The organism is Micromonospora sp. NPDC007220, assembly GCF_040634035.1.
GTDB classification, from domain to species: Bacteria; Actinomycetota; Actinomycetes; order Mycobacteriales; family Micromonosporaceae; genus Micromonospora; species Micromonospora reichwaldensis.
In genome coordinates this window covers 974,031-1,000,285 of record NZ_JBEYEU010000001.1, presented here as the reverse complement: position 1 = coordinate 1,000,285, position 26,255 = coordinate 974,031, and the positions used below count along the sequence as shown (strand labels likewise).

The window sequence follows — 26,255 nt, the reverse complement described above, 5'->3', positions numbered from 1 at the left end:
CACGTATGCGGTCTCACCGATCGACGGTGCCGACCGGCGCAGGCGATCTTATCGGCGAACGCGGTCGAGCACCTCGTCACGGAGGGCGGTCATCCGCTCCCGCGTCGGGGCCTCGACGTTGAGCCGCAGCAGCGGCTCGGTGTTGGAGGCGCGCAGATTGAACCACGCGCCGTCCGGGAAGCGCAGGGTCAGTCCGTCCATCTCGTCGACGTCGGCCTGCGGGTACGCGGCCCGCACCTCGGCCACCTTCGCGGCCTGGTCGGCCACCGTCGAGTTGATCTCACCCGAGGCCACGTACCGCTCGTACTCGCTGGCCAGCACGGACAGCGGCAGCGACTGCTCGCCCAGGGCGGCCAGGGTGTGCAGCGCGGCGAGCATGCCGGTGTCGGCGAACCAGAAGTCGCGGAAGTAGTAGTGGGCGGAGTGCTCGCCGCCGAAGATCGCGTTCGTCCGGGCCATCTCCGCCTTGATGAAGGAGTGCCCGACCCGGGCGACGACCGGCTCGCCGCCGTGCTCGCGGATGATCTCCGGCACCGCCCGGGAGGTGATCAGGCCGTGGATCACCGTCGAGCCGGGGTGCTTGGCCAGCTCGCGGGCCGCCACCAGGGCCGTGACCGCCGACGGCGAGACCGGCTCGCCGCGCTCGTCGACCACGAAGCAGCGGTCGGCGTCGCCGTCGAACGCCAGGCCGATCTCGGCGCCGTGCTCGATCACCGCGCGCTGGAGGTCGACCAGGTTGGCCGGGTCCAGCGGGTTGGCCTCGTGGTTGGGGAAGGTGCCGTCGAGCTCGAAGTAGAGCGGCACGATCTCCAGCGGCAGGGCCGGCAGGACGGCGTCGCCGAGCACGGCCGGGACGGTGTAGCCGGCCATGCCGTTGCCGGCGTCCACGACCACCTTCAGCGGACGGATGCCCGAGAGGTCGACCAGCTGCCGCAGGTACGCCGCGTAGTCGGCCAGCAGGTCGCGGCGCTCGGCCGGCGCGGCCGGCGTGCCGGTCGGACGCTCGCCCTTGTCCAGCAGCGCCTGCGCCCGCTCGCGGATCTCGGCCAGCCCGCTGTCCTGCCCGATCGGGCGCGCCCCGGAGCGGCACATCTTGATGCCGTTGTACTGCGCCGGATTGTGGCTGGCGGTGAACATCGCGCCGGGCAGCCCCAGCGCGCCGGAGGCGTAGTAGAGCATGTCGGTGGAGGCGAGGCCCAGCTCGATGACGGCGCGCCCCTCGGCGCGCACGCCGGCGGCGAAGGCGGCGGCCAGAGCAGGACCGGTGGCACGCATGTCGTGCGCGACGAGCGCCGCCCCGTCCCGCTCACCGAAGCCGTCCAGCACCTGCGCGAAGGCCGTGCCGAGGGCCTCGGCGGCCTGCTCGTCCCACTGGTCCGGCACCGTCCCACGGACGTCGTAGGCCTTCACGATCTGGGACAGATCAGACACCGGTCTCGCTCCTCGCGCCGCAGGTCCTCAACGGCCTGAGCGTATCGGAGCGGCGCGGCCCGGCCCGGCTCAGCCAGGGAGCCGGGGCATGAACACCGTGTGGTCGCCACCGCCGGTCTCCGGCGGCGGGTCACCGGGCTTGCCCTGGGCGGGCGGCACGGGCGGCGGCGCCCCGTACTGCCCCGGCACCGGGGGCGCCGGCGGGGCCGACACGGGCGGGGAGGCGGGCGCGCCGGGCACCACCTGCGGGGCCTCCGGGGCCGGTCCCGGGCGGCTGCCGTACACGCCGCCGGCGGGGCGCGGAGCGGGCGCGCCGCCGGCCGGCCGCGGAGCGGGCGCGCCGCCGTACAGGCCGGGGGCGGGCGGCTGCTGCCCGTACACCTGGCCGGGTGGGCCGGGGGCGGCGGCCGGGCCCTGCCCGGAGCGGTAGGTGGTGCCACCGGGGTTGCGGGGCAGCGGGACGTGGCCCGGGTCGGCCGGCTCCTTGTCCGCCCGCGAGCGGCGGAACAGCAGGACGATGAGCAGGATCCCGACGGCGACCATGGCGATGCCGAAGAACATGACCACCGAGCCGCCGGAGGACTCCTCCTCGGCAGCGTTGCTGACGGCGCCCGCGCCCTGACCGGCGGCCAGGCTCGGGTCCGCCGCGCCGGCCCGCACCTCGGTGGCGACCGCGCTCGGGGTGGGCGACGGCTTCTTCGACGGCTTCGGCGTCGGCGAGGGCGTGGCCCGGGCGCCGACCACCCGGGACGCCACCGCGCCCCGGCCCAGGGCCCGCCCGAGCGCGTCGCTGGCCGCGCCGCTGACGGCCAGCCGGCCGCCCGGCACCTCCGCGGCGAACGCCACCCGGTAGCGCACCGTGATGCTCTTGCCCTTGCAGAGCCTCGGCTTCAGGGGCGAGGTGGCCGACGTGGCCGCGCTGCCACGAGCACCGGAGAGCGGCACCGGGAACCAGCGTCCGCCCACGTTGACCTGCGCGCTGACCTGGTCGGCGCGCAGGCCGGCCAGGCGCAACCCCAGTGCGGTACGCAGCAGCACGCAGCCGTCGCTGCGCTTGCGCACCTCGATCGAGACGCTCCCGGCGGAACCGCCGGCGGTGAAGCTGCCGGCCGAACGCACCCGGACCGAGTCGCCTGCGGCGAGCGCCGGCGTCGCGCCGAGCGCCACCAGGCCGCCCAGCAACGCGCAGACCGTCGCAAGCCGCGCCGCGTGCCGACGTACCGCCATGATCACCTCGCCGTTCCTCCCCCGACGGGGGTCCGCCGGTCAGGCTACTACCGGGCCCCGTCGGGGCCCGATCATTGAGCGCTCCGGATGTGCGCCGTATTACCCCGCGACCCGGTCCGCGCACCCTGGCCGGCGGCGGAACGGTCACGCGTCCGTCGGTCCGGGCCTACCGAACCCGGCGGCGGCCCGAGGCGGCTCGCGGGCGGTCGCTCCGGCGGCGGCCTCAGGTGGTACGGACGGTCGCCTCGGCGGCGGCCAGGGCGTCGCGGCAGAGCCGGTCGGCGGTACGGGTGGTCTCCGGCAGCCGGTAGCGCGGCGTCAACGCCAGCACCCGCGCGGTCGCGTCGTCGAGGCTCATCCGGTGGCCGACGCTGACGAAGACCGGCTTCACGCCGTCCCGCGTACGCAGCACCCGACCCACGGTCTCGTCCCCGTCGCGCAACGGCGTCCACGCGCCCCGGCGCCCGGCCGGCGGCGTCCACTCCCCCAGCAGGGGCGTCTTGCCCACCCCGATGGAGGGCAGGCCGGTCACCACGCCCAGGTGGCAGGCGAGCCCGAACCGGCGCGGGTGGGCCAGCCCGTGCCCGTCACAGACCAGCATCTCGGGAAGCACGGTCAGCCGGTCGAGCGCGTCCAGCAGCGCGGGCAACTCGCGGAAGGCGAAGAGCCCCGGGACGTACCCGAAGGCGGGCCGGCCCACGCTCACCGCCGAGTCGACCACCGCGAGGGTCCGGGCGTCCAGCACGGTCACGGCCGCCGCCAGCCGGTCACCACTCTCGGCGTACGCAACGTCCAGCCCGGCCACCGTCGCGGGCTCGGCCGGACCGGGCCCGGCCAGGTCCACCAGTGGCCGCAACCGCTCCTGTACGGCAAGCGCCTCCGCCACACTGCCCGGCCTGTCGATCCGGGGATCCGACGCCCCGGTCGTCTCCACCCGCGCGGCTCCGGGTTCGCCCGACGTCACGACGGCCCGTCGGTACGCGACCTGTCGGCGCCCTGCCCGTCGTCGTCCTTGATGTCGTCGCCCTTACTGTCGGCGTCCTCGCTGTCGTCATCCTCGCTGTCGTCGTCCTCGCTGTCGGTGTCCCGGGTGCTGCCGGCTCCCAGGGCGACGGCGAACGCCACCCCCATCGCGATGCCGACGCCCACACCGGCGGCTCCGTCCAGTGCGGCCAGGCCGACGACCAGACCGAGCATGAGGCCGACCGGCCATGCCCAGGCGTTGGACTGCCACCCACCAGGGCCGGGCGACTTCTGCCCATTGTCTGATTCAGCCATTTCGCCATGGTATTCCGGCCCGGCAACCCGCCCCCGAACCCGCGACCCTCCAAGGCTGCGGACGCCTACGGGTCGGGCTCCGAGCAGCAGCGCTTTGCACCCTCCGACCGACGACCGTCCGCCGGAGACGGGCGCTCCACCTGCGTGGACCACCGACCAGGCCGAGTCACGACGGCATCGGCGGTTCTGGCGAACACTCCGGGTACGACTGCCCTTCAGAAGACGCCCTACGCCTGCTCTTCCGAGCCCAGGCTTGGGTCCGCGGCCAGATCGCCCGACTGCTGAAGTTGCTCCTCGAACATGACGAAAGTCCTACGTTGAATTCCGGCAATCAGGGCGAGTTCGGTGGGAGTCGGGTACCGCCTCTCGCGAGCGACCCCGTCTTGGATCGCCCGAACCGTCTCGTAGAGAGCGAAGACAGGGCCTTCGCCTCGAAGGTAGTACCCGCGGTCATGCTCAGTACGTTGGATGAACTCTTCGCGGGTCAATTCCTCGCTTTCATCATCATCGGCAGCAAGCAGCTTGCCCAGGAGATGATTCGCCGAATTCCAGCCACCCGCGTCTTTAGACAATCGCCAGACAGCGACGCCACCGTCACCCGCCGGAACGATCTTCACCGGAGATGAGTTCAGTGATCGGCCCTGCGCTTCGGCGATCACATTGCGTCAAGACCCTTTGCACACAAGCCAATAGCCTGCTGCCACACAGCACTCGCGAGCGGCGGAGCAGGCTGGCGCTCATGGACGCTTCATGATCGAAGATGGCGTCAGCCCTGTCGAGCGCAGTGCCGCCTGAACTCGCGCCAACACGCTCACCCTCTCGGCCTCCGGCAGTGGGGCCACACCTTCCACGTCAAGGCGCCACTCCAGCGAGTCGACGTCGCGCCATAATTCGACCCGGACCATCTGCCCTTGAACTTCCCACGCCGCTTCTCCGAAGAGCTCATCCCAATCGTCCGCCAGCCGACCGAGTCGACTGAGGCCAAGCTCCGCCCGCAACCGTTCAAGAGCGTGGGCGTCAACCGCTCCGGCCAATCTCAACACCCAACTATCGGCCACGATTATCCTCAATCATCCAGTCCTCCGGCTTGAAGTGGGACGATACACCGCCTGAAGATCGATCTGGCGGGCCCACCTTCGGAAATATCGCCGGGACCACATCGCGCCCCAGAACTCGGCTACATCTATCCGCCCAGTCAAAGATGGCAGGAAAACACAGCCTCGCGACCTTCCTGGTTACGAATCCGAATTTCTTGTTCACCACGCGGAGGTCCGGAAACTCGCGCGCGCCAACCGCCACAGCTCTTTCAACCATCACGTCCGACGATATCTGCAAGTCCAAATCACTCGGCTCCTCCAATCCCAACTTGTGCATTGAGTCGAAGGGTCGACGCACCGGCAGCGCACCATCCCCTCGCCACGCCCTCATCCGCTCGACCGATTCTGGATACTCGGAAATCTGATCCTCTGCGGGAAGGGTCTTGTGCGCCCCGGAGAAGAAGTTCGATGAGGAACCTTGAAGTCTGACATCGACCTGATCGCTGCGGATGCCATCTGCCTGGAGCGCGTCAAACAATGCTGCCGTCATCTGCTCGAAAGTCTCAGGTGTCAGGCCGAGTGGAGCACGTCGTTCCGCCCACGCAACTACCGCAGCAGGCGTTATCCCCAGGAACTCACAGTCTCGACGTTGAATCCTGTAACCGGAGTCATCGGATGGCAGCAAAGCCTCAGCCTGTTTCCAGTCCGGCTCGGGCCCGTCCACCTCATGAGTCGCCGGGCCCTCAGACAAGCCCGCCTGTTCCGCTCCCTGAGGAGCCGAGCCCGGTCCGTCCAGGAGGTACATGCGGTTGAGGTGTAGTTCGCCGTATCCCTGGTCGGTGTCGGCGGGTGGGTACTGCGGTAGGTCCGGTCGTTGGCTGAATCGTCCCCGTCGCAGTCCGCCCAGTGGCATTGGTCTGCCGTCGGAGCCGAGTATCAGGACTTCGGTGTCGACGGCGTTGTGGGGGTGCGCGACGCCGTGGTGTCGGTAGAGGGGTGTGGTCGACACGGCGCCGGTCTGTGGGTCGAGGTAGAGGATGGTGCCGTTCTGGTTGAGGGCGACCCAGATGTGGGCGCCGCCCTGTTCCCAGTTGTTGATGACGAAGGCGAAGCTGCCGTGGCCGCCGAGGCGTAGTTGGGCGTGGAGGTTGCGGTATCCGGTGTCGATGGCGTGCTGTCGCTGGGGGCCCTGGATGTCCTGGGTGGGCTGGCAGAGGCGTTGGAAGCGTCCTCCGGTGATGTCCTCCACCCGTCCGATGCCGTCTCGTTCGCCGTTGATGGGGCGTGTGACGTCGCCCGCCAGGTAGGCGTCGAAGGTGCGGGGGGCGGCGACCCGGGGGCGGCCGTGCATCCAGGTGTCGAACATCGACAGGGTGCAGTCGATGCAGTTGATGCCGCGCGTCGGGTCGGCCTGCGGTCCGCCGTCGTTGACCAACCCGAACCAGCCACCCACTCGCGGGTCGGCGTTGCGCCGCACGCTCCCGTCGGGTTCTCGGGGCACCTGCCGTTCGATGTCGCTCTGGTGCAGGGCCAGCGGCGGACGCAGACCGCCGGGCCGGCCGTAGTTCCGGGACCGGTCGATCGGCGGCGGATGGTCGTCACCCGTCAGCGCCGAACGGTCGACGGTCTCCACGGCACCGTATGCCAGGTCACCGACGTCGTCGTTGATTCGGCGGAAGTCCGCGGGATCGACGACGCCGACGACGGACGGCACGACGCCGCCGGCCAGTACGGCTTCCGCGTAGTCCAGGTACTCCCCGTACGCCCGCATCTCGTCGTTCGCTGCCCGCTCCCACCCGTCAGCCTGGCGCGCCTGGCCCGTCTGGTGCAGATGGAAGGCGTGGGCGGCGAAGTCCCGCGCCCTCTGGTGGTGCTCGTCCGCGCGGGCCCTGAGTCGCACAGCTTCGTCATAACGGCGCTTGTCCTCGAACCACGCCCGCTGCGACTCGTAGTAGCCGCGGTAGCGACGTCTCTCGAACGCGTCCCGGTCGAGGGCCCACTTGGCCGCGTACCACTCGGGGCTCCTGACCCGGGGGCCGGCCGAATCATGCTGACCGGCCGCTGCCGGCGTGTCGCTGCGGACGTGCGGATTCGGCTCGGCTGCCGGCGCATCGGGCGGAGGCAGCATCGTCGGTGGTGCCGGCTGCGGCTGTGCCGGCACCGTTCCGGTGGCTCCTCGTGCGACGGCGGGCTCGGGACTGGCGACCGACGGAACCTGGCCCGCACCGGGGACGGAGGCAACCGTTCTCGGCTCAGGGAACGAGGCGGGGGGCGGCCCGACCGTCGCGGTGCCCAGGCCGGTGCTGGGCCCGCTCACCGGCGCCGCTGTCGGCCCATTCGACGGGCCAGCACTCGCGACGTTGACGGAGCCGGCGCTGCTCGCGGCGTTTCCGGAAATGGTCGTCTGGCCCTCCACGCCGACCGGGACGCCCCCGGCGGCGCCGTGGACGGGCGCTGCTGTCGCGACAGAGGAGAGAGTCGGGCTGGGTGCGGACTCTGGCAGCGCGGGCAACGTGGCCGCGACGGTCGCGCCGACCCGTTCGGTTCCGGCAGCGGTCACAGGCGCGGTCGTGTCACCCGCTTGGGCGGCGGCGGTGGTCGTCGCGGGACCGGTCGGCTCCGTCCGGGCCTCCGTCGACGGCCGGGCCGACGGTGCCGTCTCCGCAGCGGTCACACCTCGCTGGCCCTCATCTGGCGCGCTGACCGATGCCCCCGCTCCCTGGGCCGGAGGACCCGCTCCCGCGTCGGGCACGGTGACGGACGGCGCCACCCCCGCGCTGGGCAGGGCGACAGGTGGCCCATCCGCTGCCGGCACTTCGGGAGGCGTCGAGGGCCCACCGGTTCCCGTCGACGTCAGCGACATCCCGGCCAGGGCGCTCATCTGGCCGCTGAGCCGTGCCTGCAGCGCCGCGTCGGCCTGCGCGGTGGCGGAACCACGGACACCGGACGCGGCCGCGCGGGCCGCGTCCTCCACCGAGGTCAGCCCCTGGCCGGTGGCCAGGCGCGCGGCCTGGTCGGCCATCACCTCGCCGGCCATCTCGCGGCCGAAGTGCTCCCCGACCCGGGCACCCCGGCCGGTGGCGTGCCGCCCCAGACCCGCCAGCGGCGCCACCGCCCCGCCGGCCATACCGCCGAGCGCCGTGGTGCCCAACTCCGTCACGTCCAGCCCGTGCCGGCGGCCCGTCGAGTTCTGGTACGCCTGCGTGGCGAGGTTGATGCCGCCCTCCTCGGCCGCCTCCGACACGCCGCTCAGCGCAGCTCGGCGGCTGAACCCCCGCATGCCGCCCTTGGTGACCTCCTTCGCCGCCCGCTCGCCGGCCTCCTTGAGCCCCTGCTTGAGCGACTTACGCGCCAACTGCGCCATCAACCGCTTGAAGATCTGCTGCACGATCAGCCTGGTGGCCGCGATCGCCGCCCCGGCGGCGGGCGAGGCCGCGCCGGCGGTGAGCACCGTCGCCACGGCCAACGACAGCAACTCGACGACCAGGATGCCCAGCTCGATCCACACCTCGAGCTTCGCGCCCTCGATGTCGCAGCCGCATTCCTCCACCAGCCGACCCAGCTCCGTGCTGACAGCCAGCAGCACCGGCAGCGGTGCCTCGTCGCCCTCCGCCACCCGACGCCAGGCGGCGTCGAAGGCCGCCGCGACCGCCCCGACGCCGCCGTACCCGCTGCGCACCTCACCAGCGGCGGCAACGGCGTCGGCACGCGGCCCGACCAGCGCCGCGGCCACCCCGTACCACTGGTCCGCCAACTCCCAGACTGCCCGCTCGTTGCCCTCCGGCCACTCGACACCGATCACCCAGTCGAGGGCCTCGTAGACCCAGCCGGGCAACTGCCAGGGCGAGTAGTCCAGCGGGTGCGGGATGGGGCTCGGCAACACACTCATCCGGGTCTCCTCAGCGGATCAGCGCTGCTGGTGCCGGTCGCCGACGCGGCCGAGCCGCCCCGCACTCGCCGCATCCGTCCGCAGGTTGGCGTCCACCGACCGGACCACATCGGCGCCGAGGCCCTCCAGGTGCCGGCCCACGCCGTCCCACGCGCGCAGGACCAGCTCCTCGAAGCCGCGGTACTTCTGCTCGAACGCGGCCCCGATGTCGTCCTTGCCCCACGGCGACCGGTCGCTCGCCGCCGCGATGGCGCCGCCCATCTGGCGGCGGCGTGCCGTGATGGCCTCGCCGGAGAGCGAGAGGTCGACGCCCCCGCGTCGGGCGCGCTGCGGGTCGAGCCAGAGCTGACCGTCCATCACTCGCCCCGGCGCAGCACGGCGTCGGCCCGGCCCAGCAACGAACCGAAGTCACCCGTACGCAGGAAGTCCGTCGCCCCGGAGCCGGCGGGCAGGTAGCCGGCCACGAGTTCCTGGGTGGCGGCGACCGCCGCAGCGCCGGCCCGGTGAACGGTCGCGGTGATCTTCCGGCTCAACGCCTTCGCGTCCCGGTCGTGGAAGACGGAGGGGTGCAGCTCGACCGAGATCAGCTCGCCACGGGCACCGGCGGTGGCAGTCACCTGACCGTCCTCGGAGCGCTCGGTCACCCGTAGTTCGGCGAGCCGGCCCTGCAGCTCGTCCAGACCGGACCTCAGTCGCTGGTAGTCCCCGTACACCTCGTCGAACCGCGCCCGCAGCGCGCGATTGGCGTCCCGGTCCACACTCTCGGTCAACGCCACCCTCCCCCGGTTACCGTCGGTAGGGCGAACCATACCGGGCGCCACGAATCCGTGGGGTCCGGTACTTTCGAGCCGTGATCGATCGCCAGCAGGCCGAGCAACTCGCCGCCGTGTGGGCCCGCCGCGAGTCACAACGCCTGGGACACGACTGCCGCCCCCACATCGACGAGTTCGACCTCGGCTACGTCATCACCTCCACTGTGCCCGTCGAGGCGAGCACGATGCCCGGCGAGGCGAACACGATGCCCGGCGACCTGCCCACCACCGTCGTCGACAAGCTCACCGGCGAGGTGACCACCTGGCCGCGCGTGCCGACCGACGCGGTCGCGCAGATGTACCGCCGCAGCCGCCCGCAGGGCCCCGGCGTGCCCCGCACCGTCGATCCCGCCAGCCAACTGCTCCGCGAGATCCACCGCCTGCCGACCCCCAACACGGCGGCGCACCTGACGGTCGGGGGACGACTCTTCCGCGCGCAGGGCGCCAAGGGCGACGTCACCCTCAACCACCACCCGCTCCTGCGCTCCTACCTGGACGAGCAACCCGCCGGCCACCTCGTACGCGGCGGCGACCGGCACGCCGAGCTGATCGTCGTCTCCGACGTTCTGCACCACTACGACCACCACCGCGCCGCCGAGGGCATCGCGCCGCTCGGCATGGCCGACGCGCAGGACATCCTGGAGACCGCCCGGTTCGAGGTCCATCGGGTACGCGAGCCGGGCGATCCGAACGGCGGCCTCGCCGACCGCCCGTGCGACTCCTGTGTGGACACCCTTGTGGACTTCCACGTGCTGCCCTGGTCCGACCGGGCCTTCACGATGCCGTGGCAGCCGGACCCGCAGCCCGACCCGGTCCCGGGCCGGTTTGATCCGGACGTCGCGCAGGCACTCGTCGCGGCTGGCTGGCGGCCGCACTTCGGGGACGAGATCGTCGCCCTGTCCGCCATCAGGGACGTCGGTGCCGTCCGGGGTGAGACGTCCGCGCATCCCGACTTCCCCGCGGTCTTGTCGACACTCACCGCCTTCCCGAGCCTGGTGGGCGCGCGACGCGGCCCCGGCGAGCAGGTCTGGATCTCCCGCTTCGACATCCGTCCACGACAGGTCGCGCACACCGCCGACACGCTGGCCGACTTCGCGGCCGTGCTCGGCGTACGGCTCTTCCCCATCGGCACCGAGCGGCAGGAGAGCATCCTCGCCGTCGACGAGCGGGGGCGGGTCTTCGCGCTGGACCAGGCCGGCGAGTGGTTCCTCGGCGACGACATCGACGCCGCGCTGACCACCCTGCTGCTCGGCCGGGCGCCAGCCCGCGTACGCGACGACGGCACCTGGTGAGCGGGCGGCGCTACAGCGACAGGCCGGTCAGCACCATGACCCGGGGCTCCGTGTAGTCCTCCATGGCGCTGCGCACGCCCTCCCGCCCGACGCCGCTGCCCTTCACCCCGCCGTACGGCATCTGGTCGGCCCGGTACGACGGCACGTCGCCGACGATCACCCCGCCCACCTCCAGGGCGCGGTGCGCCGCGAAGGCCGTGTCGAGGCGATGGGTGAAGACGCCCGCCTGCAACCCGTACGCCGAGTCGTTGACGGCGGCGAACGCGGCCTGGTCGTGCGCGACGCGGGCGACCACCAGCACGGGCCCGAAGACCTCCTCGGCGCAGACCCTGGCGTCCGCCGGCACGCCGGAGAGCACGGTCGGCGGGTAGGTCGCGCCGTCGCGCCGGCCGCCCAGCTCGATGGTGGCGCCGGCGGTGACGGCCTCGTCCACCCACGCCTCGACCCGGCGGGCGGCGTCGGCGGAGATCAGCGGCCCGACGTCGGTGAGGGGGTCGGACGGGTCGCCGACCCGCAGCTCCTGCACCGCCGCGACGAGGCGGGGCAGGAACGCGTCGTAGAGCCATTCGTGCACGTAGACCCGCTGCACGGCGATGCACGACTGGCCGGCCTGGTAGTTGGAGAACGTCGCGATGCGGTGCGCGGCGAAGGTCAGGTCCTCGGCGGTGTTCCAGTCCTCGCAGATCACGGCGGCGGCGTTGCCGCCCAGCTCCAGGGTGACGTGCTTCTCGGGCACCGAGCGGCGGATCGCCGCGCCGACCGGCCCGGAGCCGGTGAACGAGACCACCGGCAGCCGGGGGTCGGCGACCAGCTCGGCGGCGCGCTCGTTCGGTAGCGGCAGGACCGAGAACGTCCCCTCCGGCAGGTCGGTCTCGGCGAGCAGCTCGCCCAGCAGCAGCGCCGACAGCGGGGTGGCGGGGGCGGGCTTGACGATGATCGGGGCGCCGACCGCGATGGCCGGGGCGACCTTGTGCGCGACGAGGTTCAGCGGGAAGTTGAACGGCGCGATGCCGAGCACCGGCCCCTTCGGCACCCGCCGGACCAGGGCGATCCGCCCGGTGGCGGCGGGGTCGGTGTCGAGGCGTTGCAGCTCGCCGGAGAAGCGCCGGGCCTCCTCGGCGGCCCAGCGGAAGGTCGAGACGGCGCGGCCGACCTCGGCACGGGCCCACTTCAGCGGCTTGCCGTTCTCGGCGGTGATCAGCCGCGCGAACTCCTCGGCCCGCTCGGCGAGCCGCCGGGACACGTGGTCCAGGGCCGCCGCGCGGGCGTGCGCGGGCAGGACCGCGACCTCCGCGGCCACCCCGGCCGCTGCCGCGACGGCCGCTTCGACCTGGCCGGCGGTGGCGAGGGTGGTACGACCGACGACGCGCCCGTCGTACGGGTGGTGCACGGTCAGCTCGCCCTCGCCGTGTGCGGGGCGGGAGGCGACATGAAAGGCGACCGGGTCCACACGCAGCAGCGTAGACCTCCACGTGGCAGTGAGCCCGGCTGATCCATTACCGCAGTCCGCACCCCTAATACAAGTCCCCCTCACGTCTCCACATTTTGCCGTGGAGGCCCTACGCTCTTGCTCACTTTGATCAATTGCGATCGATGGCGCACCCGCCGTCGTGTAGCGAGAGGAACACCCGAGGGATGACACTCCCCTATCCAGCCGCGCGCCGCTGGCGCGCCGGTGTGCTGACCGCCGCCGTCGCCACCGCCGTGGCGTTCGGCGCCCCGGCGACGGCCGCCCCCGCCGAGGGACAGATCCTCATGGCGGGCGGCGCCACCGCCGTCGACGACTCGTACATCGTGGTGTTCAAGGACACCTCGGTGGGCCGGACCGACGTCACGAAGAAGGCGCGTGACCTCGCCGGCCGGCACCGGGGCGCGGTCAACCGGACGTACCAGAACGCGCTGCGCGGGTTCGAGGCGCGGATGTCCGAGGCGGAGGCCAAGCGGCTCGCCGCCGACCCCTCGGTGCGCTACGTCCAGCAGAACCACACCATGCGGATCAGCGGTACGCAGAGCCCCACCCCGTCCTGGGGCCTGGACCGGCTCGACCAGCGCGCGCTGCCGCTGAACAACTCGTACACCTACCCGAACACCGGCTCGGGCGTGAAGGCGTACATCATCGACACCGGCATCCGGTTCGGCCACAGCGACTTCGGCGGTCGTGCCGTCACCGGCTTCGACTCCATCGACGGCGGCAGCGCGGACGACTGCAACGGGCACGGCACGCACGTGGCCGGCACGGTCGGCGGCACCGCCTACGGCGTGGCCAAGGGCGTCACGCTGGTCGGCGTCCGGGTGCTCGACTGCGAGGGCAGCGGCACCGACGCCGGCGTCATCCAGGGCGTCGACTGGGTAACCGGCGACCACGCCGCCGGCCAGCTCGCGGTGGCGAACATGAGCCTCGGCGGCGGCTTCAGCCAGGCTCTCAACGACGCGGTGGCCCGCTCCATCGCCGACGGCGTCACCTACGGCCTGGCGGCAGGCAACGACTACGGCGCGAACGCCTGCAACAGCTCGCCGGCCAGCCTCCTCGCCGGCATCACCGTCGGCTCGACCACCAACACCGACGCCCGCTCGTCGTTCTCCAACATCGGCACCTGCCTGGACATCTTCGCGCCCGGCAGCTCGATCACCTCGGCCTGGCACACCAGCAACACGGCCACGAACAGCATCAGCGGCACCTCGATGGCGACCCCGCACGTGGTCGGCGCCGCCGCGCTCGTGCTCGCCGCCAACCCGACGTTCACCCCGCAGCAGGTACGCGACAAGCTCGTCGCCGACGCCACCAGCAACGCGGTGACCAGCCCCGGCACCGGCTCGCCCAACAAGCTGCTGTACGTCGGCGACGGCGGCACCACGCCCCCGCCGCCCCCGCCGCCCACCGGCTGCACCCAGACCAACGGCACCGACGTGACGATCAGCGACAACGCCACGGTGGAGAGCACCATCACCATCGCGGGTTGCACCGGCACCGCCGGCTCCACCAGCACGGTCGCCGTGCAGATCGTGCACACCTACATCGGTGACCTCGCCGTCAGCCTCGTCGCTCCCGACGGCAGCGCCTACACCCTGCACAACCGCACCGGCGGCTCCGCCGACAACATCAACCAGACCTACACGGTCAACCTCTCCTCCGAGGTCGCCAACGGCACCTGGAAGCTGCGGGTCCAGGACGCGGGCGCCGGCGACACCGGCTACGTGAACAGCTGGACGCTCAACCTGGGCGGCTCCGGCACGACGAACTGCACCGGCACCAACGCCAACAACGTCACCGTCAACGACAACGCGACGGTCACCAGCAGCATCGCGATCGCCGGCTGCACCGGTACCGCCTCGTCGACCAGCAAGGTCGCCGTGCAGATCGTGCACACCTACGTCGGTGACCTCGTCGTCAGCCTGGTCGCCCCCGACGGCAGCGCCTACACCCTGCACAACCGCACCGGCGGCTCCGCCGACAACATCAACCAGACCTACACGGTCAACCTCTCCACGGAGACCCGTAACGGCACCTGGAACCTGCGCGTCCAGGACGCCGCCTCCGGCGACACCGGCTACATCGACGGCTGGACCCTGACCCTCTAGGGACCGTCAGCTCCAGGCACGGCCGCACCGAAGGGCCCCTCGCCACCGCTCACGCGCGGCGAGGGGCTCTTCTCGTTCGTAGGGTGGCGGGGAGCACCAGTAGTAGCGCGAGCAGGAACATGGCGGTGCCGATGACGTTGACCTGCGGCGGGATGCCCCGCTGGGCGGCGCCCCAGACGTACATGGGGAACGTGACGGTGGTGCCGGCGTTGAAGTTCGTGACGATGAAGTCGTCGAAGGAGAGCGAGAACGCGAGCAGCGCGGCGGCCACGATGCCGGGCAGCGCCAGCGGCAGGGTGATCCGCCGGAAGGTCTGCCACTCGCTCGCGTAGAGGTCCATCGCTGCCTCCTCCAGCCGGGGGTCCATCCCGGCCAGCCGCGCCCTGACGGTGACCACCACGAACGACAGGCAGAACATGACGTGCGCGACAACGACGGTCCAGAAGCCCTGCGGCACCCCGGCGGAGACGAAGAGGGCCAGCAGCGAGGTGCCCATCACCAGTTCGGGGGTGGCCATCGGCAGGAAGATCAGCACGTCGATCCCGGAACGGCCACGGAACCGGTGCCGCGCCAGTGCGAACGCCATCAGGGTGCCGAGCACCGTGGCGACCACGGTCGCGATGAAGCCGATCTGGACGCTGCGCACCACCGCGTCGCACATGTCGGAGGTGGCGCACGGATTGCGCCAGTTGTCGAGCGTGAACTGGTCGAAGTCGTACGACAGGCGGCTGGAGGGGCGGTTGAAGGAGAGGGCGGCGACCACGGCGATCGGCAGGAGGAGGTAGCCGAGCACCAGCAGCGCCACGCCCGCCACCCAACGGTCGGCCAGCCAGCGGAAGATCCGCGCACTCATATGACCTTCTCCGGGCCGGTCCGGCGCAGGTAGCCGAAGACCACCGCGAGGATTGCCGCCATCAGCAGGAACGACAGCGCCGCGCCCTGCGGGTAGTCCAGCCGGACCAGGAACGCCGAGTCGATGACGTTGCCGATCATGTACTCGTTGGGGGTGCCGAGCAGTTCGGCGTTGATGTAGTCGCCGCTGGCCGGGATGAAGAACAGCAGCGTGCCGGCGACCAGGCCGGGCATGGAGAGCGGCAGGGTGACCCGGCGGAACGTCCGCAGCGGACCGGCGTAGAGGTCGCCGGCCGCCTCCAGCAGCCGGGGGTCCAGCCGCTCCAGGCTCGCGTACAGCGGCAGCACCAGGAAGGGCAGGAAGTTGTACGTCAGGCCGAGCACGACCGCGACGGGGGTGGCCAGCAGCCGGCCGTCGGGGGCGAGCAGGTGCACGTCGCGCAGCAGCCCGACGAGCCAGCCGTTGTCCGACAGGATGGTCTTCCACGCCAGCGTGCGCACCAGGAAGCTGGTGAACATCGGCGCGACCACGCAGACCAGCAGCAGGTTCTTCCACCGGCCGGCCTTGCGCGCGATGGCGTACGCGAGCGGGTAGCCGGCCAGCAGCGCCAGCACCAGCGCGGCGCCCGCGTAGCCGAAGGACCGCCCGAACTGCGGCCAGTACGCGGCGAGCGCGTCCGGGTAGTTGCCGAAGGCCCACGTCATGGCGTACCCGGTGGCGAGCGAGCCGGCGGGGTCGTAGAGGCTGGCGGCGGCGAGTTGAAGCAGTGGCACCGCGAAGAAGACGAGCAGCCACGCCGCCGCGGGCAGCAGCAGCAGGTACGGCAGGAGCCGGTGCCGCCCGGGCGGGCGGGGCGGTCCGGGTGCCGACGGCTGGGCGGCATCGTTGGGCAGGCGCGCGGGGGCGCTCACGAGGGTGCGCCGACCGGCTCGTCCCGCGCCGGAGCGGTCCGGTCCTGCCCGCCGGCTTCCCGGGGCAGCAGGAAGGCGTGCCGTGGCTCCCAGTACGCCGCCGCCTCCGTGCCCACGGGCAGCGGACGGGCCGTGCCGCTGTTGGCCACGAACGCGGTCAGCTCGCCACCCCAGCCGGTGCGCAGCAGGTACTGGGTGCTCACCCCCACGTAGGAGGCGTCGGTGACGATCCCGGTGACGTGCTGGCATCCGGCGGGGACCTGGTCGACGGAGTCGACCAGGTGCAGCTTCTCCGGGCGTACGCCCAGGTGGACCGGCCCCCGGTCGACCCGGGCCCGGCCGGCGGGCACCGAGAAGCGGCGGCCGTGCGCCGACACCGCCACCTCCTCTCCGGTCGCGCCGGCCGCCTCGCCGGCGAGCAGGTTGGACTGGCCGAGGAAGTTCGCCACGAACGCCGTGGCCGGGTATTCGTAGAGGTCGGCGGGGGCGCCGAGCTGCTCGATCCGCCCGGCGTTCAGCACCGCGACGGTGTCGGCCATCGTCATGGCCTCCTCCTGGTCGTGGGTGACGTGCACGAACGTGATGCCGACCTCGGTCTGGATCCGCTTGAGTTCGAGCTGCATCCGCCGGCGCAGCTTCAGGTCCAGCGCACCGAGCGGCTCGTCCAGCAGCATCACCTGCGGGCGGTTGACGAGGGCGCGGGCCAGCGCGACGCGCTGCTGCTGCCCGCCGGACAGCTCGGCGGGGCGGCGGCGGCCGTGGTCGTCGAGCTGCACCAGCGCGAGCATGCCCATGACCTCGTCGTCGACGGAGCGGATGCCCCGCCGGCGCAGGCCGAACGCCACGTTCTCGAAGACGTCCAGGTGCGGGAAGAGCGCGTAGCTCTGGAAGACGGTGTTCACCGGCCGCTTGTGCGGACGCAGCCGGGTGACGTCCCGTTCGCCCAGCAGCACCTGCCCGCCGGTCGGCTCCTCCAGGCCGGCGATCAGCCGCAGCGTGGTGGTCTTGCCGCAGCCGGACGGGCCGAGCAAAGCGAAGTACGAGCCCTGCGCGACGGTCAGGCTGAGGTCGTCCACCGCGGTGACGCCGCCGAACCGCTTGGTGAGGTTCGCCAGCCGCAGGTCGCCGGCCGGGCTCCCGCGTTCCGCAGTCGTCCCGCCCATCCCGCTCACGCCCCGATGACCCGCTGGAACTTGCTCTCGTACTCGCGCTCCTGCTTCTCGTCCAGCGCCATGAAGACCGCCGTTCTGGCGAGCATGGCGTCGTCGGGGAAGATCAACGGGTGGGCGGCCAGCGCCGGGTCGATCTTCTCCATCTCGGCCTGCGCACCCTTGACGGGGCAGATGTAGTTGACGTACGCCGCGAGCCGGGCGGCGACCGCCGGTTGGTAGTAGTAGTCGATGAGTTTCTCGGCGTTGCCCTTGTGGGTGGCCCTGTTCGGCACCAGCATGTTGTCCGACCAGAGCATCGCCCCGGACTCGGGTACGACGAATTTGATCTTGTCGTCTTCGAAGCCGAGCTGGATGGCGTCGCCGGACCAGCCGATGCAGGCGGCGATGTCGCCCTTGGCGAGCGCCGGCGCGTAGTCGTTGCCGGTGAACCGGCGGATCTGGCCCGAGTCGACGGCCTTCTTCAGCTTGGCGAGCGCGTCGTCGAACTGGGCGTCGCTGAAGTACGCCGGATCGTGGCCGTTCGACTGGAGCAGCAGGCCCATGGTGTCGCTCATCTCGGCCAGCGCGGTCACCCTGCCCCTGAGATCGGGGCGGGTGAGCAGCTCGTCGACCGTACGGATCTCCCTGGCGACCCGGCCGTTGTAGGCGAGACCGGCCAGGCCCGACTGCCACGGGATGGCGAGGTGGTCCGAGGGGTCGAAGGAGCGGTTGCGCAGCGAGGACAGCAGGTTGGCCTGGACGTTGGGCAGCTTCGACGGGTCGAGCTTCTGGACCCAGCCGAGCCGGATCATCCGCGCCGTCAGCCAGTCGCTGAGCACCATGATGTCCCGCCCGGTGGGCTGGCATCCCGCGAGCTGGTGCTGCACCTTGCCGAAGAACTCGTTGTTGTCGTTGATGTCCTCGGTGTAGGCGACCCGGATGCCACTCTTCGCGACGAACGCGTCCAGGGTGGGCCGCTTGGCGGCGTCGGCGTCGTCCACGTCCATGTACTGCGGCCAGTTGGAGAACGTCAGCGTCTTCTCGGTGCCGGACAGGTCCTCGCTGACGCAGCCGGCCTCCGTCTGGGTGGCGGCCTCGGTGCCGCAGCCGGCCAGCGAGCCGCCCGCCGCCAGCAGTGCCGCCGAGCCGAGGGCGCCGGTCAGCAGCCCACGCCGGGTGAGGGGCCGGAGGGGAGTTCGCATGTGACGACTCCTCTGGGTCATCGTCGGCGGGCAGGCGGGAGTGGCGCGCCGGCGGGACGTCAGGTGCGGTGAACGACAGATATTGGCATGGGCCGACGGCGACGACGGACGGCGGGTATCAGCGTGCGCGAAGGGCGATGACGCGACCACATCCTGCTCGACCACGGGAGCGATGCGGATCGTCGCGGGAGCGATGCGGATCGTCGCGGTGGCGGCCCTGTCCCGCCGGTGCGGCGTTCGCCTGCCGCACGCTGCGCGGGCAGGCGTACGCCTGGGGCACCGCCCCGATCAGCCGGCGCGCCCGTGCCGGCCGGCCGACCCGACGAACGCCAGCCAGGCGTGCGGCGCGAAGGTGAGCACGCCCCCGGCGCGGTCCTTGCTGTCCCGCACGAGCACCCGACCGGGCAGGTTGTCGGCCACCTCGACGCAGTTTCCACCGTTGTTGCTGCTGCGGGTCGCGGTGCGCCAGCGGGCGTCGGTCATGTCCATGTCGTCGCCACTTCCCCGATCAGCTCGATCGACTTGCGTCGCGGCAGCGCCTCGCCGGCGACGCTCTCCCATCTCGCGCCCAGGCTAGCAACGTCGGCACTCTCGGTCACCACCTGACCGCGAAGCTGGTTGTCCACATAGGCCGTCTCGGCGCCGTCGGGCAGGCGGATCAGGGCGAACGGCCCGGCGAGCCCGGTGTGCCACGGCGTCTCGGCGGGGATCACCCGCACCTGCACGTGCTCCTGCGCGGCGATTGCCAGCAGGTGGGCCAGCTGCCCGGCCATCACCGCCCGGTCCCCCACCCGCCGGCGCAGCACCACCTCGTCGATCACGACGACGAGCTGGGGCGGGGCGTCCCGGGCCAGGATCGCCTGCCGGGCCAGCCGGCCGCCCACGATCTCGTCCACCTCGGCCGCCGGGAGCAGGCCGCCGGTCGCCAGCACCGCGCGGGCGTACTTCTCGGTCTGGAGCAGGCCCGGCACCAGCGATGGTTCGTACGACCTGATCGAGACGGCGTCCTGCTCCAGCTCGGCCCACGGCCGGAACCACGGCAGGTCACGGCGGCGGAACGGCTCGGGCCACAGCTCGGCGGCGTCGCGCCCGAGGACCTCGGCGACGGCGATCCGGGTCCTGGGGTGCGGGATCCGCCCCGAGGCGAGCCACCGCCCCGCCGTCTTCGGGTCGACACCCACCTTCTCCGCCAGCGACTCGGCGGTCTCGCCCTTCTCGGCCATCGCCACCCGAAGTACCTCGTTCACCATCCGACCTCCCGCGCCCGCGATCACACTGGGGCGCACGGTAGCCACGCTGAGTGCCCTTGTCGTGACGCTGCCGGCGTGTCGCGGCGGGATCTGTTTCGCGCATCCGAGGTGGCCGACGACCGCCCGGAAAAGGCCCTGGACATGCCTACGCGGCTGCACCCGGACCGGGTTGCGGAACGAGTGGGGCGCAACGGTCCGGTCCCTGCCGCCCGCACCTCGGCCGGCAGGCTGTCGAGTCAGCGCGGACGCCTCGGCGCCCCGCGACCTCCGCCGGAGCGGCGGGTCAGTGGTTCGGGGGGATGACGCGGAGGTGACCCCGGCGGCCCGTCTGGGGGGTCGAGTTGACGGTCTGGTCGTCCTCGGGCGGGCGCGGAGCCACCGGGCGGGCGGCCTCGCGGACGGCCTCGGCGAGGGCGACCAGATCGTCGGTGGTGGGCGGCGGGGGTTCGAACTCGCCCTCGTGCCGGACCACGTCCCAGCCGCGCGGCGCCGTCAGGCTCCGGGCGTGCGGTTCACAGAGGTCGTACGTGTGCGGCTCGGCGAACGCCGCCAGGGGGCCGACCACCGCTGTCGACTCGTTGTAGACATAGGTCAGCGTGGCGACCGCTTGCCGGGGGCAGCCGTTACGGGAGCAGCGCCGTGGTGACCTCACGGCGGCAGGGTATCTCCATTACCGGGTCCGGCGCACTGCTTCGCGTTGCGACACGCCCGTCACGGTGATCACAATTCGGCCGGTTGCGCACCGGCCGGCCCCCGGGCGGGCGAGCGCCACCCCGCGGATGCCGACCGCGCCGCGCCGCGCCAGCGGCGCTGCCGCAGGCCAGGTCGGTGCGGGCGCTAACCTTTCCTCATGACGAGCCCGGAACACCGCCGCCCCGGCCCCGGCCGGCGCGCCCACCGCGACCGGCACGGGCGCGGCCTGCGCGGGCGGCTGGTGCCGGCGACGGTGCCGTTGGCGCGTACGAAGGCGGAGATCTTCGACGATCTGGTGCTGGACACGGTCGAGACCCTCGAACGGCGGTTCGCCAAGGAACTGGCCGGGGTCGAGTTCGCTGTGGAGGACGTTCCGCCGGACCTCAACGTCTACGACTCCGATGTGCTGGAGGACGGCGAGGTACCGCTCGCCCGGCTGCTGCCGGGTCGCCCCGGCCGGCAGGAGGTGCCCCCGCGGATCGTGCTCTACCGCCGGCCGTTGGAGTTCCGGGCGATGGACCGCGAGGACCTCGCGGATCTCGTGCACGACGTGATCATCGAACAGGTGGCCAATCTGCTCGGGGTGGACCCCGACGAGTTGGCCTGAGCCGGGCGGCCCCCACCGCCCCGGCCCGGCAAAGCTCAGGCGACCCGCCGCTTGAGCTTGCGCCGCTCCCGCTCGGAGAGCCCGCCCCAGATCCCGAACCGCTCGTCGTGGCCGAGAGCGTATTCGAGGCATTCCGTCTTCACCTCGCAGCGCGAGCAGATCCGCTTCGCCTCGCGGGTCGAGCCGCCCTTCTCGGGAAAGAACGCCTCCGGATCGGTCTGGGAGCAAAGCGCCCGCTCCTGCCACTCCGGCGCGTTTCCGAGCAGGTCGGCCACCTCAAGCTGGCCGTCCATCAGATGCCTCCTTGTCGCGCACCGGCGTCATCGCCGCTGCAACCCCCCACGCGGAAGGCGTGCTTGTCCGTACGGTCCCGATTTGTTGCGTTCCGTGCGAACAACCCCATTCAAATTACACGCGTGTAATGCGTGCGCCGTCAAGCTGAACTTGATAATGGAGTCGTCCTCCCGACAACACTCCGGACGGCCACCCGGCCACCCGGCCTCGCAACCTGCCCTATCGATTCAGACCCCGGCCGAGTAACGCCCTCTCCGGCGAGTTGCCCGAGTTTTCTCCCGTGGCGCTTCCCCGCCGACCGCACAGGGAAGGCCGATGAGGACGCTCGGAAGTCACCCACCGCGATTCGTTGATCTTGGTGGGGCACAGGTTAACCCGAGTTGCCGCCGACCGCCCGCCGAGCCGGCAACGCCGACGGCGCTGCGCCCACGATGTGGACGCGGCGCGGCGGTGCGCCCGCGTACCCCGAATCGCGGCGGGCCACCAACACGCTGCTGTGCCGGACGGATCCGGCCGTCCCTCCACTTGCGACAGAAATCCCGCCCACCGATGGCCGCTCGTCCCACCAGGCGGTACGGGTGAGGCGGACGAGTCAGGCCGGCGGCGTGCCGCGCGACGTCCGCTATGGACGAGGGCTGCCGTACGCCGTCGTGCGCCTGCGGGCCGGTCGTCCGGCGGCCGTCGCGATGGCGATCAACTGCTCCTCGGTACGGGCCGAGCCGTTGCCGGAGCCGGCCATCCGGGAGATCGTCTCCTCCATCAGCGTGCCGCCCAGGTCGTTGCAGCCGCCCCGCAGCATCGCCGCCGTACCCTCGTCGCCGAGCTTCACCCAGGAGCACTGGATGTTGTCGATCCGGCCGTGCAGCAGCAGCCGGGCCATCGCGTGCACGACCCGGTTCTCCCGCCACGTCGGCCCCGGGCGGGCGATGCCGGCCAGGTAGATCGGCGCGTTCGTGTGCACGAACGGCAGCGCCACGAACTCGGTGAAGCCGCCCGTACGGTCCTGCAACCCGGCCAGCACCCGGAAGTGCGCGAGCCACTGCCCGGGGTGGTCCACGTGGCCGTACATCATGGTGGAGCTGGACCGGATGCCCAGCTCGTGGGCCGTGCCGACCACGTCGACCCAGGCGGCGGCCGGCAGTTTGCCCTTGGTGAGCACCCAGCGCACGTCGTCGTCGAGAATCTCGGCGGCGGTGCCCGGGATGGTGTCCAGGCCGGCCTCGCGCAGCCCGGTCAGCCACTCCCGCACCGGCACGCCGGCCTTGGCGGCGGCGGTGACGATCTCCATCGGCGAGAACGCGTGCACGTGCATCCCCGGCACCCGCGCCTTGATCGCCCGGACCAGGTCGGCGTAGACGGTCACCGGCAGCTTCGGGTCGATCCCGCCCTGGAGGCATACCTCGCTGGCACCGGCCGCCCACGCCTCCTCGGCCCGGTCGGCGACCTGGTCCACCGACAGCCGGTACGCGTCGGCGTCCCGCTCCCGCTGGGCGAAGGCGCAGAACCGGCACCCGACATAGCAGACGTTGCTGAAGTTGATGTTGCGGTTGACCACGTACGTCACGTCGTCGCCGACCGCCGCCCGGCGGACGTCGTCGGCGAGCCGGCACAGCTCGTCGAGCGCCGGCCCGTCGGCGGCGAAAAGCGCCAGCGCGGCGTCGGCGTGCCTGGGCTCCAGCAGCGCCGCCGGGTCGTCGGCCGCCAGCCGCAACCCCGCCCGCAGGTCGAGGTCGGTCCCGCCCCCGGCCCCGGCGGTGACCTTGCCGGCCACCTCCGCCCAGTCGCCGTAGACGTGGTCGAAGTCGCCGCGCCGGTCACCGGTGCGCCCCGTGGTGTCGATGGTCGCGTGCAGGTCGGTCCGGCCGCCGTACGTCTCGTCGGGCTCCTGCCAGGGCCGGCCCACCGGTCGGGCCGCCTCGACGGCCAGCCCGGTCGCCGGATCGGCCAGCGCGCCGACGTGCGGCAACAGGCGCGGATCCAGCCACGGATCGCCGGCCCGCACGTACTCGGGGTAGATCGTCAGCCGCTCGCGCAGGGTGAAGCCGGACTTCTCCGTGTGCCGGGCCAGCTCGTCGATCTGCGGCCAGGGACGCTCCGGGTTGACGTGGTCCGGGGTCAGCGGGGAGACCCCGCCCCAGTCGTCGATGCCGGCGCGCAGCAGCAGGTCGTACTCGCCCGCGATGAGGTTCGGCGGGGCCTGGATCCGGGCCTTCGGCCCGAGCAGCACCCGGGCCACCGCCACCGTGGCGGCCAGATCGCGCAGCTCCGCGTCGGGCATCCCGCGCATCGCCGTGTCCGGCTTCGCGCGGAAGTTCTGCACGATCACCTCCTGGAGATGGCCGTACTCGCGGTGCGCCCGGCGGATCGCGAAGATCGCGTCGACCCGCTCGGCCGGGGTCTCGCCGATGCCGATCAGGATGCCGGTGGTGAAGGGCACGCCGACCCGGCCCGCGTCGTCGAGCACCCGCAGCCGTACCGCCGGCTCCTTGTCCGGCGAGCCGAAGTGCGGGCCGCCCGGCTCCGACCACAGCCGCGTCGCCGTGGTCTCCAGCATCATCCCCATGCTGGGCGCGACGGGCTTGAGCCGCTGCAACTCCGACCAGGAAAGCACGCCCGGGTTCAGGTGCGGCAGCAGCCCGGTCTCCTCCAGCACCGCCACCGCGCAGGCGCGCAGGTAGTCCAGGGTGGAGTCGTAGCCGCGCTCGTCCAGCCACTGCCGGGCCGCCGGCCAGCGCTCCTCCGGCCGGTCGCCGAGCGTGAACAGGGCCTCCTTGCAGCCCTGCGCCGCGCCCGCCCGCGCGATGGCGAGGACCTCGTCCCGGTCGAGGAAGGCCGCCGGCAGCCGGTGCGGCACGGTCGCGAAGGTGCAGTAGTGGCACCGGTCCCGGCACAGCCGGGTGAGAGGAATGAAGACCTTCTTCGAGTACGTGACCACGCCCGGCCGCCCGGCCTCGCGCAGCCCGGCGTCGCGCACGGCGCCCGCCACGTCGAGCAGTTCGTCCAGCGCCCCGCCCCTGGCGGCCAGCAGCGCGGCGGCCTCGTCGACGTCGAGCGCCCGCCCGCTCGCGGCCCGGTGCAGTGCCCGCCGCACGCTCGCATCGGTCGGGCCGGGCACGGTGCGATCAACCATCCGCCCAGCCTAGGCGCTCATCCGCCCCATCCCACCTCACCCACCCGGCCCACACGGTGACCCAGCGCACCCCACCCCCCTGCCACACCCCGCGCCGCTCCCAGGCCCACCCCCGCGCCGCCCGCCGGCTCCCGCTCCCCACCGCACCCCGGGGACTGCTCCCGGGCGTGACTCCAGGGCGGCTTCCGCCGAACGGCTTCGAGGCGGCTCCCGGGCGCGACTCCGGGGCAGCCCCGGGCGGCTCCCGGGCGCGACTCCGGAGCAGCTCCGGGCGTTGATCAAGAGGTTTTGGCCCCAGCGAGTGCCTTCTGCAGGCCAAAACCTCTTGATCAACGCGGCCTGAGGGCGGGGTGGGGCGGGGCAGTGGGGGTGCCGCCGGAGTCGTTGCCGGCCGCCAGGCCGTAGCTCACGCCGGAGTTGTCAGGCAGGGGCAGTGGAGGCGAGACGGGGGCAGTGGAGGCGAGACGGGGGCAGTGGAGGCGAGACGGGGGCAGTGGAGGCGAGACGGGGGCAGTGGAGATGGGACGGCGAGCGCCCCGCACGGGAGCCGTGCGGGGCGCTCGGGTGAGGCGGGGTCGCGGTCAGCGCGGGGCGTCGGGGCTCTCGCCGGGGTTGATGCGCTGGGTCCGGTCGGTCTCGTCGGCGGCGGGACGCGGAATCGCCTGGGTGGGCTCCGCCGGCTCGACGGGCTGGCGCGGGATCGCCTGGGTCGGGTCGGCCGAGGGCGGCTGGCCGAACGGCGGGGCACTCTGCGGCTGGCCGAACGGGGGCGCGGACTGCGGGGCGGGAGCGGCCGGGGGCGCGGACTGCGGGGCGAACGGCGAGCCCGGCTGCGGGCCGCCGGCGTACGGCGCGGGCTGCTGACCGTACGGGGCGCCGTAGGGGCCCGGCGCCTGCCAGCCGCCCTGCTGACCGGGAACCTGCTGACCCGGGACCTGCTGACCGGGAACCTGCTGACCCGGGACCTGCTGGCCGGGGACCTGCTGGCCCGGGACGGGGTAGCCGCCCTGCTGCTGGGGCCAGCCGGGCTGCGGCTGGCCGTACACGCCGGGCTGCGGCTTCGGCTTCGGCACGTGGTAGAGGGTGCGCCAGACCTTGAACACGACGTACGCGGCGACGGCGAACAGCGCCAGCCAGGCTACGCGGCTCAGCAGGCCCAGGAAGGCGTCGAGGATCTCGCCCTCGGCCAGCCGGTCGACCGTCCAGAAGAGGAAGGTCAGCCCGCCGAACAGCGCGCTGAAGGCGTACTCGCCCAGGGCGACCTGGGTGATCAGCTTCGCCTTCGGCACCGGGGGCTTCACGTGCGTGGCGAGCAGCACGGCCAGCAGCGGCAGGAACACCGACTCCACGCCGACGAAGGCGAAGAAGGCGCTGCCCGCCCGGCCCCCGATCGTGCTGTACTCGGTGGGCGTCACCAGCCGGATCAGGCCGACGAAGAGGAACACGGCGTTCGCGCCGAGGAGCACGAACGCGGCGAGTTCACGCAGCGGCTTGGTCAGTTGGCTGGCCTGCGTCGCGTCGGTGGACGCGGGCTCGGCGGGGCTGGTCACGGGATCCCCCTCGGGGCGAATGCGGACAGTTGCCGACGTGAGCCTAGTCTCCCGGCCCACACGCGGACC

At 72.3% G+C, this 26,255-nt stretch carries 22 protein-coding genes; 3 read left to right on the top strand and 19 right to left on the bottom strand.

The features are described 5' to 3' along the window. Positions 1-48: 48 nt before the first annotated feature. The 8 genes from ABZ573_RS04790 to ABZ573_RS04755 form a co-directional block, all read right to left on the bottom strand. Positions 49-1,431 (bottom strand): phosphomannomutase/phosphoglucomutase, encoded by a 1,383-nt coding sequence (locus ABZ573_RS04790; protein WP_151456587.1) that lies wholly within the window; start codon positions 1,429-1,431, stop codon positions 49-51. A gap of 69 nt (positions 1,432-1,500) precedes the next feature. Further along, entirely contained in the window at positions 1,501-2,658 is a 1,158-nt protein-coding gene (locus tag ABZ573_RS04785) for a hypothetical protein (protein WP_358116143.1), read from the bottom strand. Positions 2,659-2,881: 223 nt separating this feature from the next. After that, positions 2,882-3,592 (bottom strand): endonuclease V, encoded by a 711-nt coding sequence (locus ABZ573_RS04780; RefSeq protein WP_358115609.1) that lies wholly within the window; start codon positions 3,590-3,592, stop codon positions 2,882-2,884. A 26-nt stretch (positions 3,593-3,618) separates the two neighbouring features. Further along, the gene (locus tag ABZ573_RS04775) at positions 3,619-3,936 is read right to left on the bottom strand and encodes a hypothetical protein (protein WP_358115606.1); all 318 of its coding nucleotides are present in this window, start codon (positions 3,934-3,936) and stop codon (positions 3,619-3,621) included. 227 nt (positions 3,937-4,163) lie between these two features. Further along, the gene (locus ABZ573_RS04770; protein ID WP_358115603.1) at positions 4,164-4,595 is read right to left on the bottom strand and encodes a hypothetical protein; all 432 of its coding nucleotides are present in this window, start codon (positions 4,593-4,595) and stop codon (positions 4,164-4,166) included. A gap of 388 nt (positions 4,596-4,983) precedes the next feature. After that, positions 4,984-8,862, bottom strand: a complete 3,879-nt coding sequence (locus ABZ573_RS04765; RefSeq protein WP_358115599.1) for a toxin glutamine deamidase domain-containing protein — start codon at positions 8,860-8,862, stop codon at positions 4,984-4,986. An 18-nt stretch (positions 8,863-8,880) separates the two neighbouring features. Then, a complete protein-coding gene (locus tag ABZ573_RS04760; protein ID WP_225852389.1) occupies positions 8,881-9,219 on the bottom strand; it encodes a hypothetical protein in 339 nt (112 codons plus the stop codon). Beyond that, positions 9,219-9,638 carry a YbaB/EbfC family nucleoid-associated protein gene (locus ABZ573_RS04755; protein ID WP_358115595.1) on the bottom strand — a complete coding sequence of 140 codons (420 nt, stop codon included), beginning with the start codon at positions 9,636-9,638 and terminating at the stop codon, positions 9,219-9,221. Before ABZ573_RS04755 ends, ABZ573_RS04760 begins: the two co-directional genes overlap by 1 nt. A 74-nt stretch (positions 9,639-9,712) precedes the next feature. Between ABZ573_RS04755 and ABZ573_RS04750 the strand changes: the two genes are divergently transcribed. Beyond that, the gene (locus tag ABZ573_RS04750) at positions 9,713-10,966 is read left to right on the top strand and encodes an SUKH-3 domain-containing protein (RefSeq protein ID WP_358115592.1); all 1,254 of its coding nucleotides are present in this window, start codon (positions 9,713-9,715) and stop codon (positions 10,964-10,966) included. Between the two features lie 10 nt (positions 10,967-10,976). On the opposite strand, the gene ABZ573_RS04745 is transcribed toward ABZ573_RS04750, so the two are convergent. Beyond that, positions 10,977-12,416, bottom strand: a complete 1,440-nt coding sequence (locus tag ABZ573_RS04745; protein ID WP_151456359.1) for an aldehyde dehydrogenase family protein — start codon at positions 12,414-12,416, stop codon at positions 10,977-10,979. 185 nt (positions 12,417-12,601) lie between these two features. Between ABZ573_RS04745 and ABZ573_RS04740 the strand changes: the two genes are divergently transcribed. After that, positions 12,602-14,545, top strand: a complete 1,944-nt coding sequence (locus ABZ573_RS04740) for a proprotein convertase P-domain-containing protein (protein ID WP_358115587.1) — start codon at positions 12,602-12,604, stop codon at positions 14,543-14,545. A 49-nt stretch (positions 14,546-14,594) separates the two neighbouring features. Here the strand turns inward: ABZ573_RS04740 and ABZ573_RS04735 are convergent, their stop codons facing one another. The 7 genes from ABZ573_RS04735 to ABZ573_RS04705 form a co-directional block, all read right to left on the bottom strand. Next, positions 14,595-15,398 (bottom strand): ABC transporter permease, encoded by an 804-nt coding sequence (locus ABZ573_RS04735; protein ID WP_358115584.1) that lies wholly within the window; start codon positions 15,396-15,398, stop codon positions 14,595-14,597. After that, positions 15,395-16,309: an ABC transporter permease gene (locus ABZ573_RS04730; protein WP_358115581.1), complete on the bottom strand. Its 915-nt coding sequence runs from the start codon at positions 16,307-16,309 to the stop codon at positions 15,395-15,397. Before ABZ573_RS04730 ends, ABZ573_RS04735 begins: the two co-directional genes overlap by 4 nt. Further along, positions 16,306-17,472, bottom strand: coding sequence for an ABC transporter ATP-binding protein (locus ABZ573_RS04725; RefSeq protein WP_358115578.1), 1,167 nt, complete (start codon positions 17,470-17,472; stop codon positions 16,306-16,308). Before ABZ573_RS04725 ends, ABZ573_RS04730 begins: the two co-directional genes overlap by 4 nt. 5 nt (positions 17,473-17,477) lie before the next feature. Beyond that, positions 17,478-18,662, bottom strand: coding sequence for a spermidine/putrescine ABC transporter substrate-binding protein (locus tag ABZ573_RS04720; protein ID WP_151457481.1), 1,185 nt, complete (start codon positions 18,660-18,662; stop codon positions 17,478-17,480). Between the two features lie 288 nt (positions 18,663-18,950). Continuing rightward, complete coding sequence (locus ABZ573_RS04715) at positions 18,951-19,151, bottom strand: DUF397 domain-containing protein (RefSeq protein ID WP_358115575.1); 201 nt, start codon at positions 19,149-19,151, stop codon at positions 18,951-18,953. Continuing rightward, complete coding sequence (locus ABZ573_RS04710) at positions 19,142-19,909, bottom strand: helix-turn-helix transcriptional regulator (RefSeq protein WP_358115572.1); 768 nt, start codon at positions 19,907-19,909, stop codon at positions 19,142-19,144. Before ABZ573_RS04710 ends, ABZ573_RS04715 begins: the two co-directional genes overlap by 10 nt. 286 nt (positions 19,910-20,195) lie before the next feature. After that, entirely contained in the window at positions 20,196-20,564 is a 369-nt protein-coding gene (locus tag ABZ573_RS04705) for a DUF3499 domain-containing protein (protein ID WP_132233538.1), read from the bottom strand. A 198-nt stretch (positions 20,565-20,762) separates the two neighbouring features. Here ABZ573_RS04705 and ABZ573_RS04700 point away from each other — a divergent pair, with 198 nt between their 5' ends. Continuing rightward, positions 20,763-21,212 (top strand): metallopeptidase family protein, encoded by a 450-nt coding sequence (locus ABZ573_RS04700; protein WP_089001916.1) that lies wholly within the window; start codon positions 20,763-20,765, stop codon positions 21,210-21,212. A gap of 35 nt (positions 21,213-21,247) precedes the next feature. Here the strand turns inward: ABZ573_RS04700 and ABZ573_RS04695 are convergent, their stop codons facing one another. From ABZ573_RS04695 to ABZ573_RS04685, 3 genes are all read right to left on the bottom strand, one after another. Continuing rightward, positions 21,248-21,505 (bottom strand): WhiB family transcriptional regulator, encoded by a 258-nt coding sequence (locus tag ABZ573_RS04695; protein WP_088980572.1) that lies wholly within the window; start codon positions 21,503-21,505, stop codon positions 21,248-21,250. A 623-nt stretch (positions 21,506-22,128) separates the two neighbouring features. Then, positions 22,129-24,636, bottom strand: coding sequence for a bifunctional FO biosynthesis protein CofGH (locus tag ABZ573_RS04690; RefSeq protein ID WP_358115569.1), 2,508 nt, complete (start codon positions 24,634-24,636; stop codon positions 22,129-22,131). A 581-nt stretch (positions 24,637-25,217) separates the two neighbouring features. Further along, positions 25,218-26,186, bottom strand: coding sequence for a hypothetical protein (locus ABZ573_RS04685; RefSeq protein WP_327030529.1), 969 nt, complete (start codon positions 26,184-26,186; stop codon positions 25,218-25,220). Between the last annotated feature and the right edge of the window lie 69 nt (positions 26,187-26,255).

Bases quoted from the DNA above. Each gene is read 5' to 3' on its own strand.
- ABZ573_RS04785 (WP_358116143.1), bottom strand. From the start codon at position 2,658: ATGGCGGTACGTCGGCACGCGGCGCGGCTTGCGACGGTCTGCGCGTTG.
- ABZ573_RS04775 (WP_358115606.1), bottom strand. From the start codon at position 3,936: ATGGCTGAATCAGACAATGGGCAGAAGTCGCCCGGCCCTGGTGGGTGG.
- ABZ573_RS04765 (WP_358115599.1), bottom strand. From the start codon at position 8,862: ATGAGTGTGTTGCCGAGCCCCATCCCGCACCCGCTGGACTACTCGCCC.
- ABZ573_RS04760 (WP_225852389.1), bottom strand. From the start codon at position 9,219: ATGGACGGTCAGCTCTGGCTCGACCCGCAGCGCGCCCGACGCGGGGGC.
- ABZ573_RS04740 (WP_358115587.1), top strand. From the start codon at position 12,602: ATGACACTCCCCTATCCAGCCGCGCGCCGCTGGCGCGCCGGTGTGCTG.
- ABZ573_RS04735 (WP_358115584.1), bottom strand. From the start codon at position 15,398: ATGAGTGCGCGGATCTTCCGCTGGCTGGCCGACCGTTGGGTGGCGGGC.
- ABZ573_RS04725 (WP_358115578.1), bottom strand. From the start codon at position 17,472: ATGGGCGGGACGACTGCGGAACGCGGGAGCCCGGCCGGCGACCTGCGG.
- ABZ573_RS04720 (WP_151457481.1), bottom strand. From the start codon at position 18,662: ATGCGAACTCCCCTCCGGCCCCTCACCCGGCGTGGGCTGCTGACCGGC.
- ABZ573_RS04715 (WP_358115575.1), bottom strand. From the start codon at position 19,151: ATGGACATGACCGACGCCCGCTGGCGCACCGCGACCCGCAGCAGCAAC.
- ABZ573_RS04700 (WP_089001916.1), top strand. From the start codon at position 20,763: ATGACGAGCCCGGAACACCGCCGCCCCGGCCCCGGCCGGCGCGCCCAC.
- ABZ573_RS04695 (WP_088980572.1), bottom strand. From the start codon at position 21,505: ATGGACGGCCAGCTTGAGGTGGCCGACCTGCTCGGAAACGCGCCGGAG.
- ABZ573_RS04690 (WP_358115569.1), bottom strand. From the start codon at position 24,636: ATGGTTGATCGCACCGTGCCCGGCCCGACCGATGCGAGCGTGCGGCGG.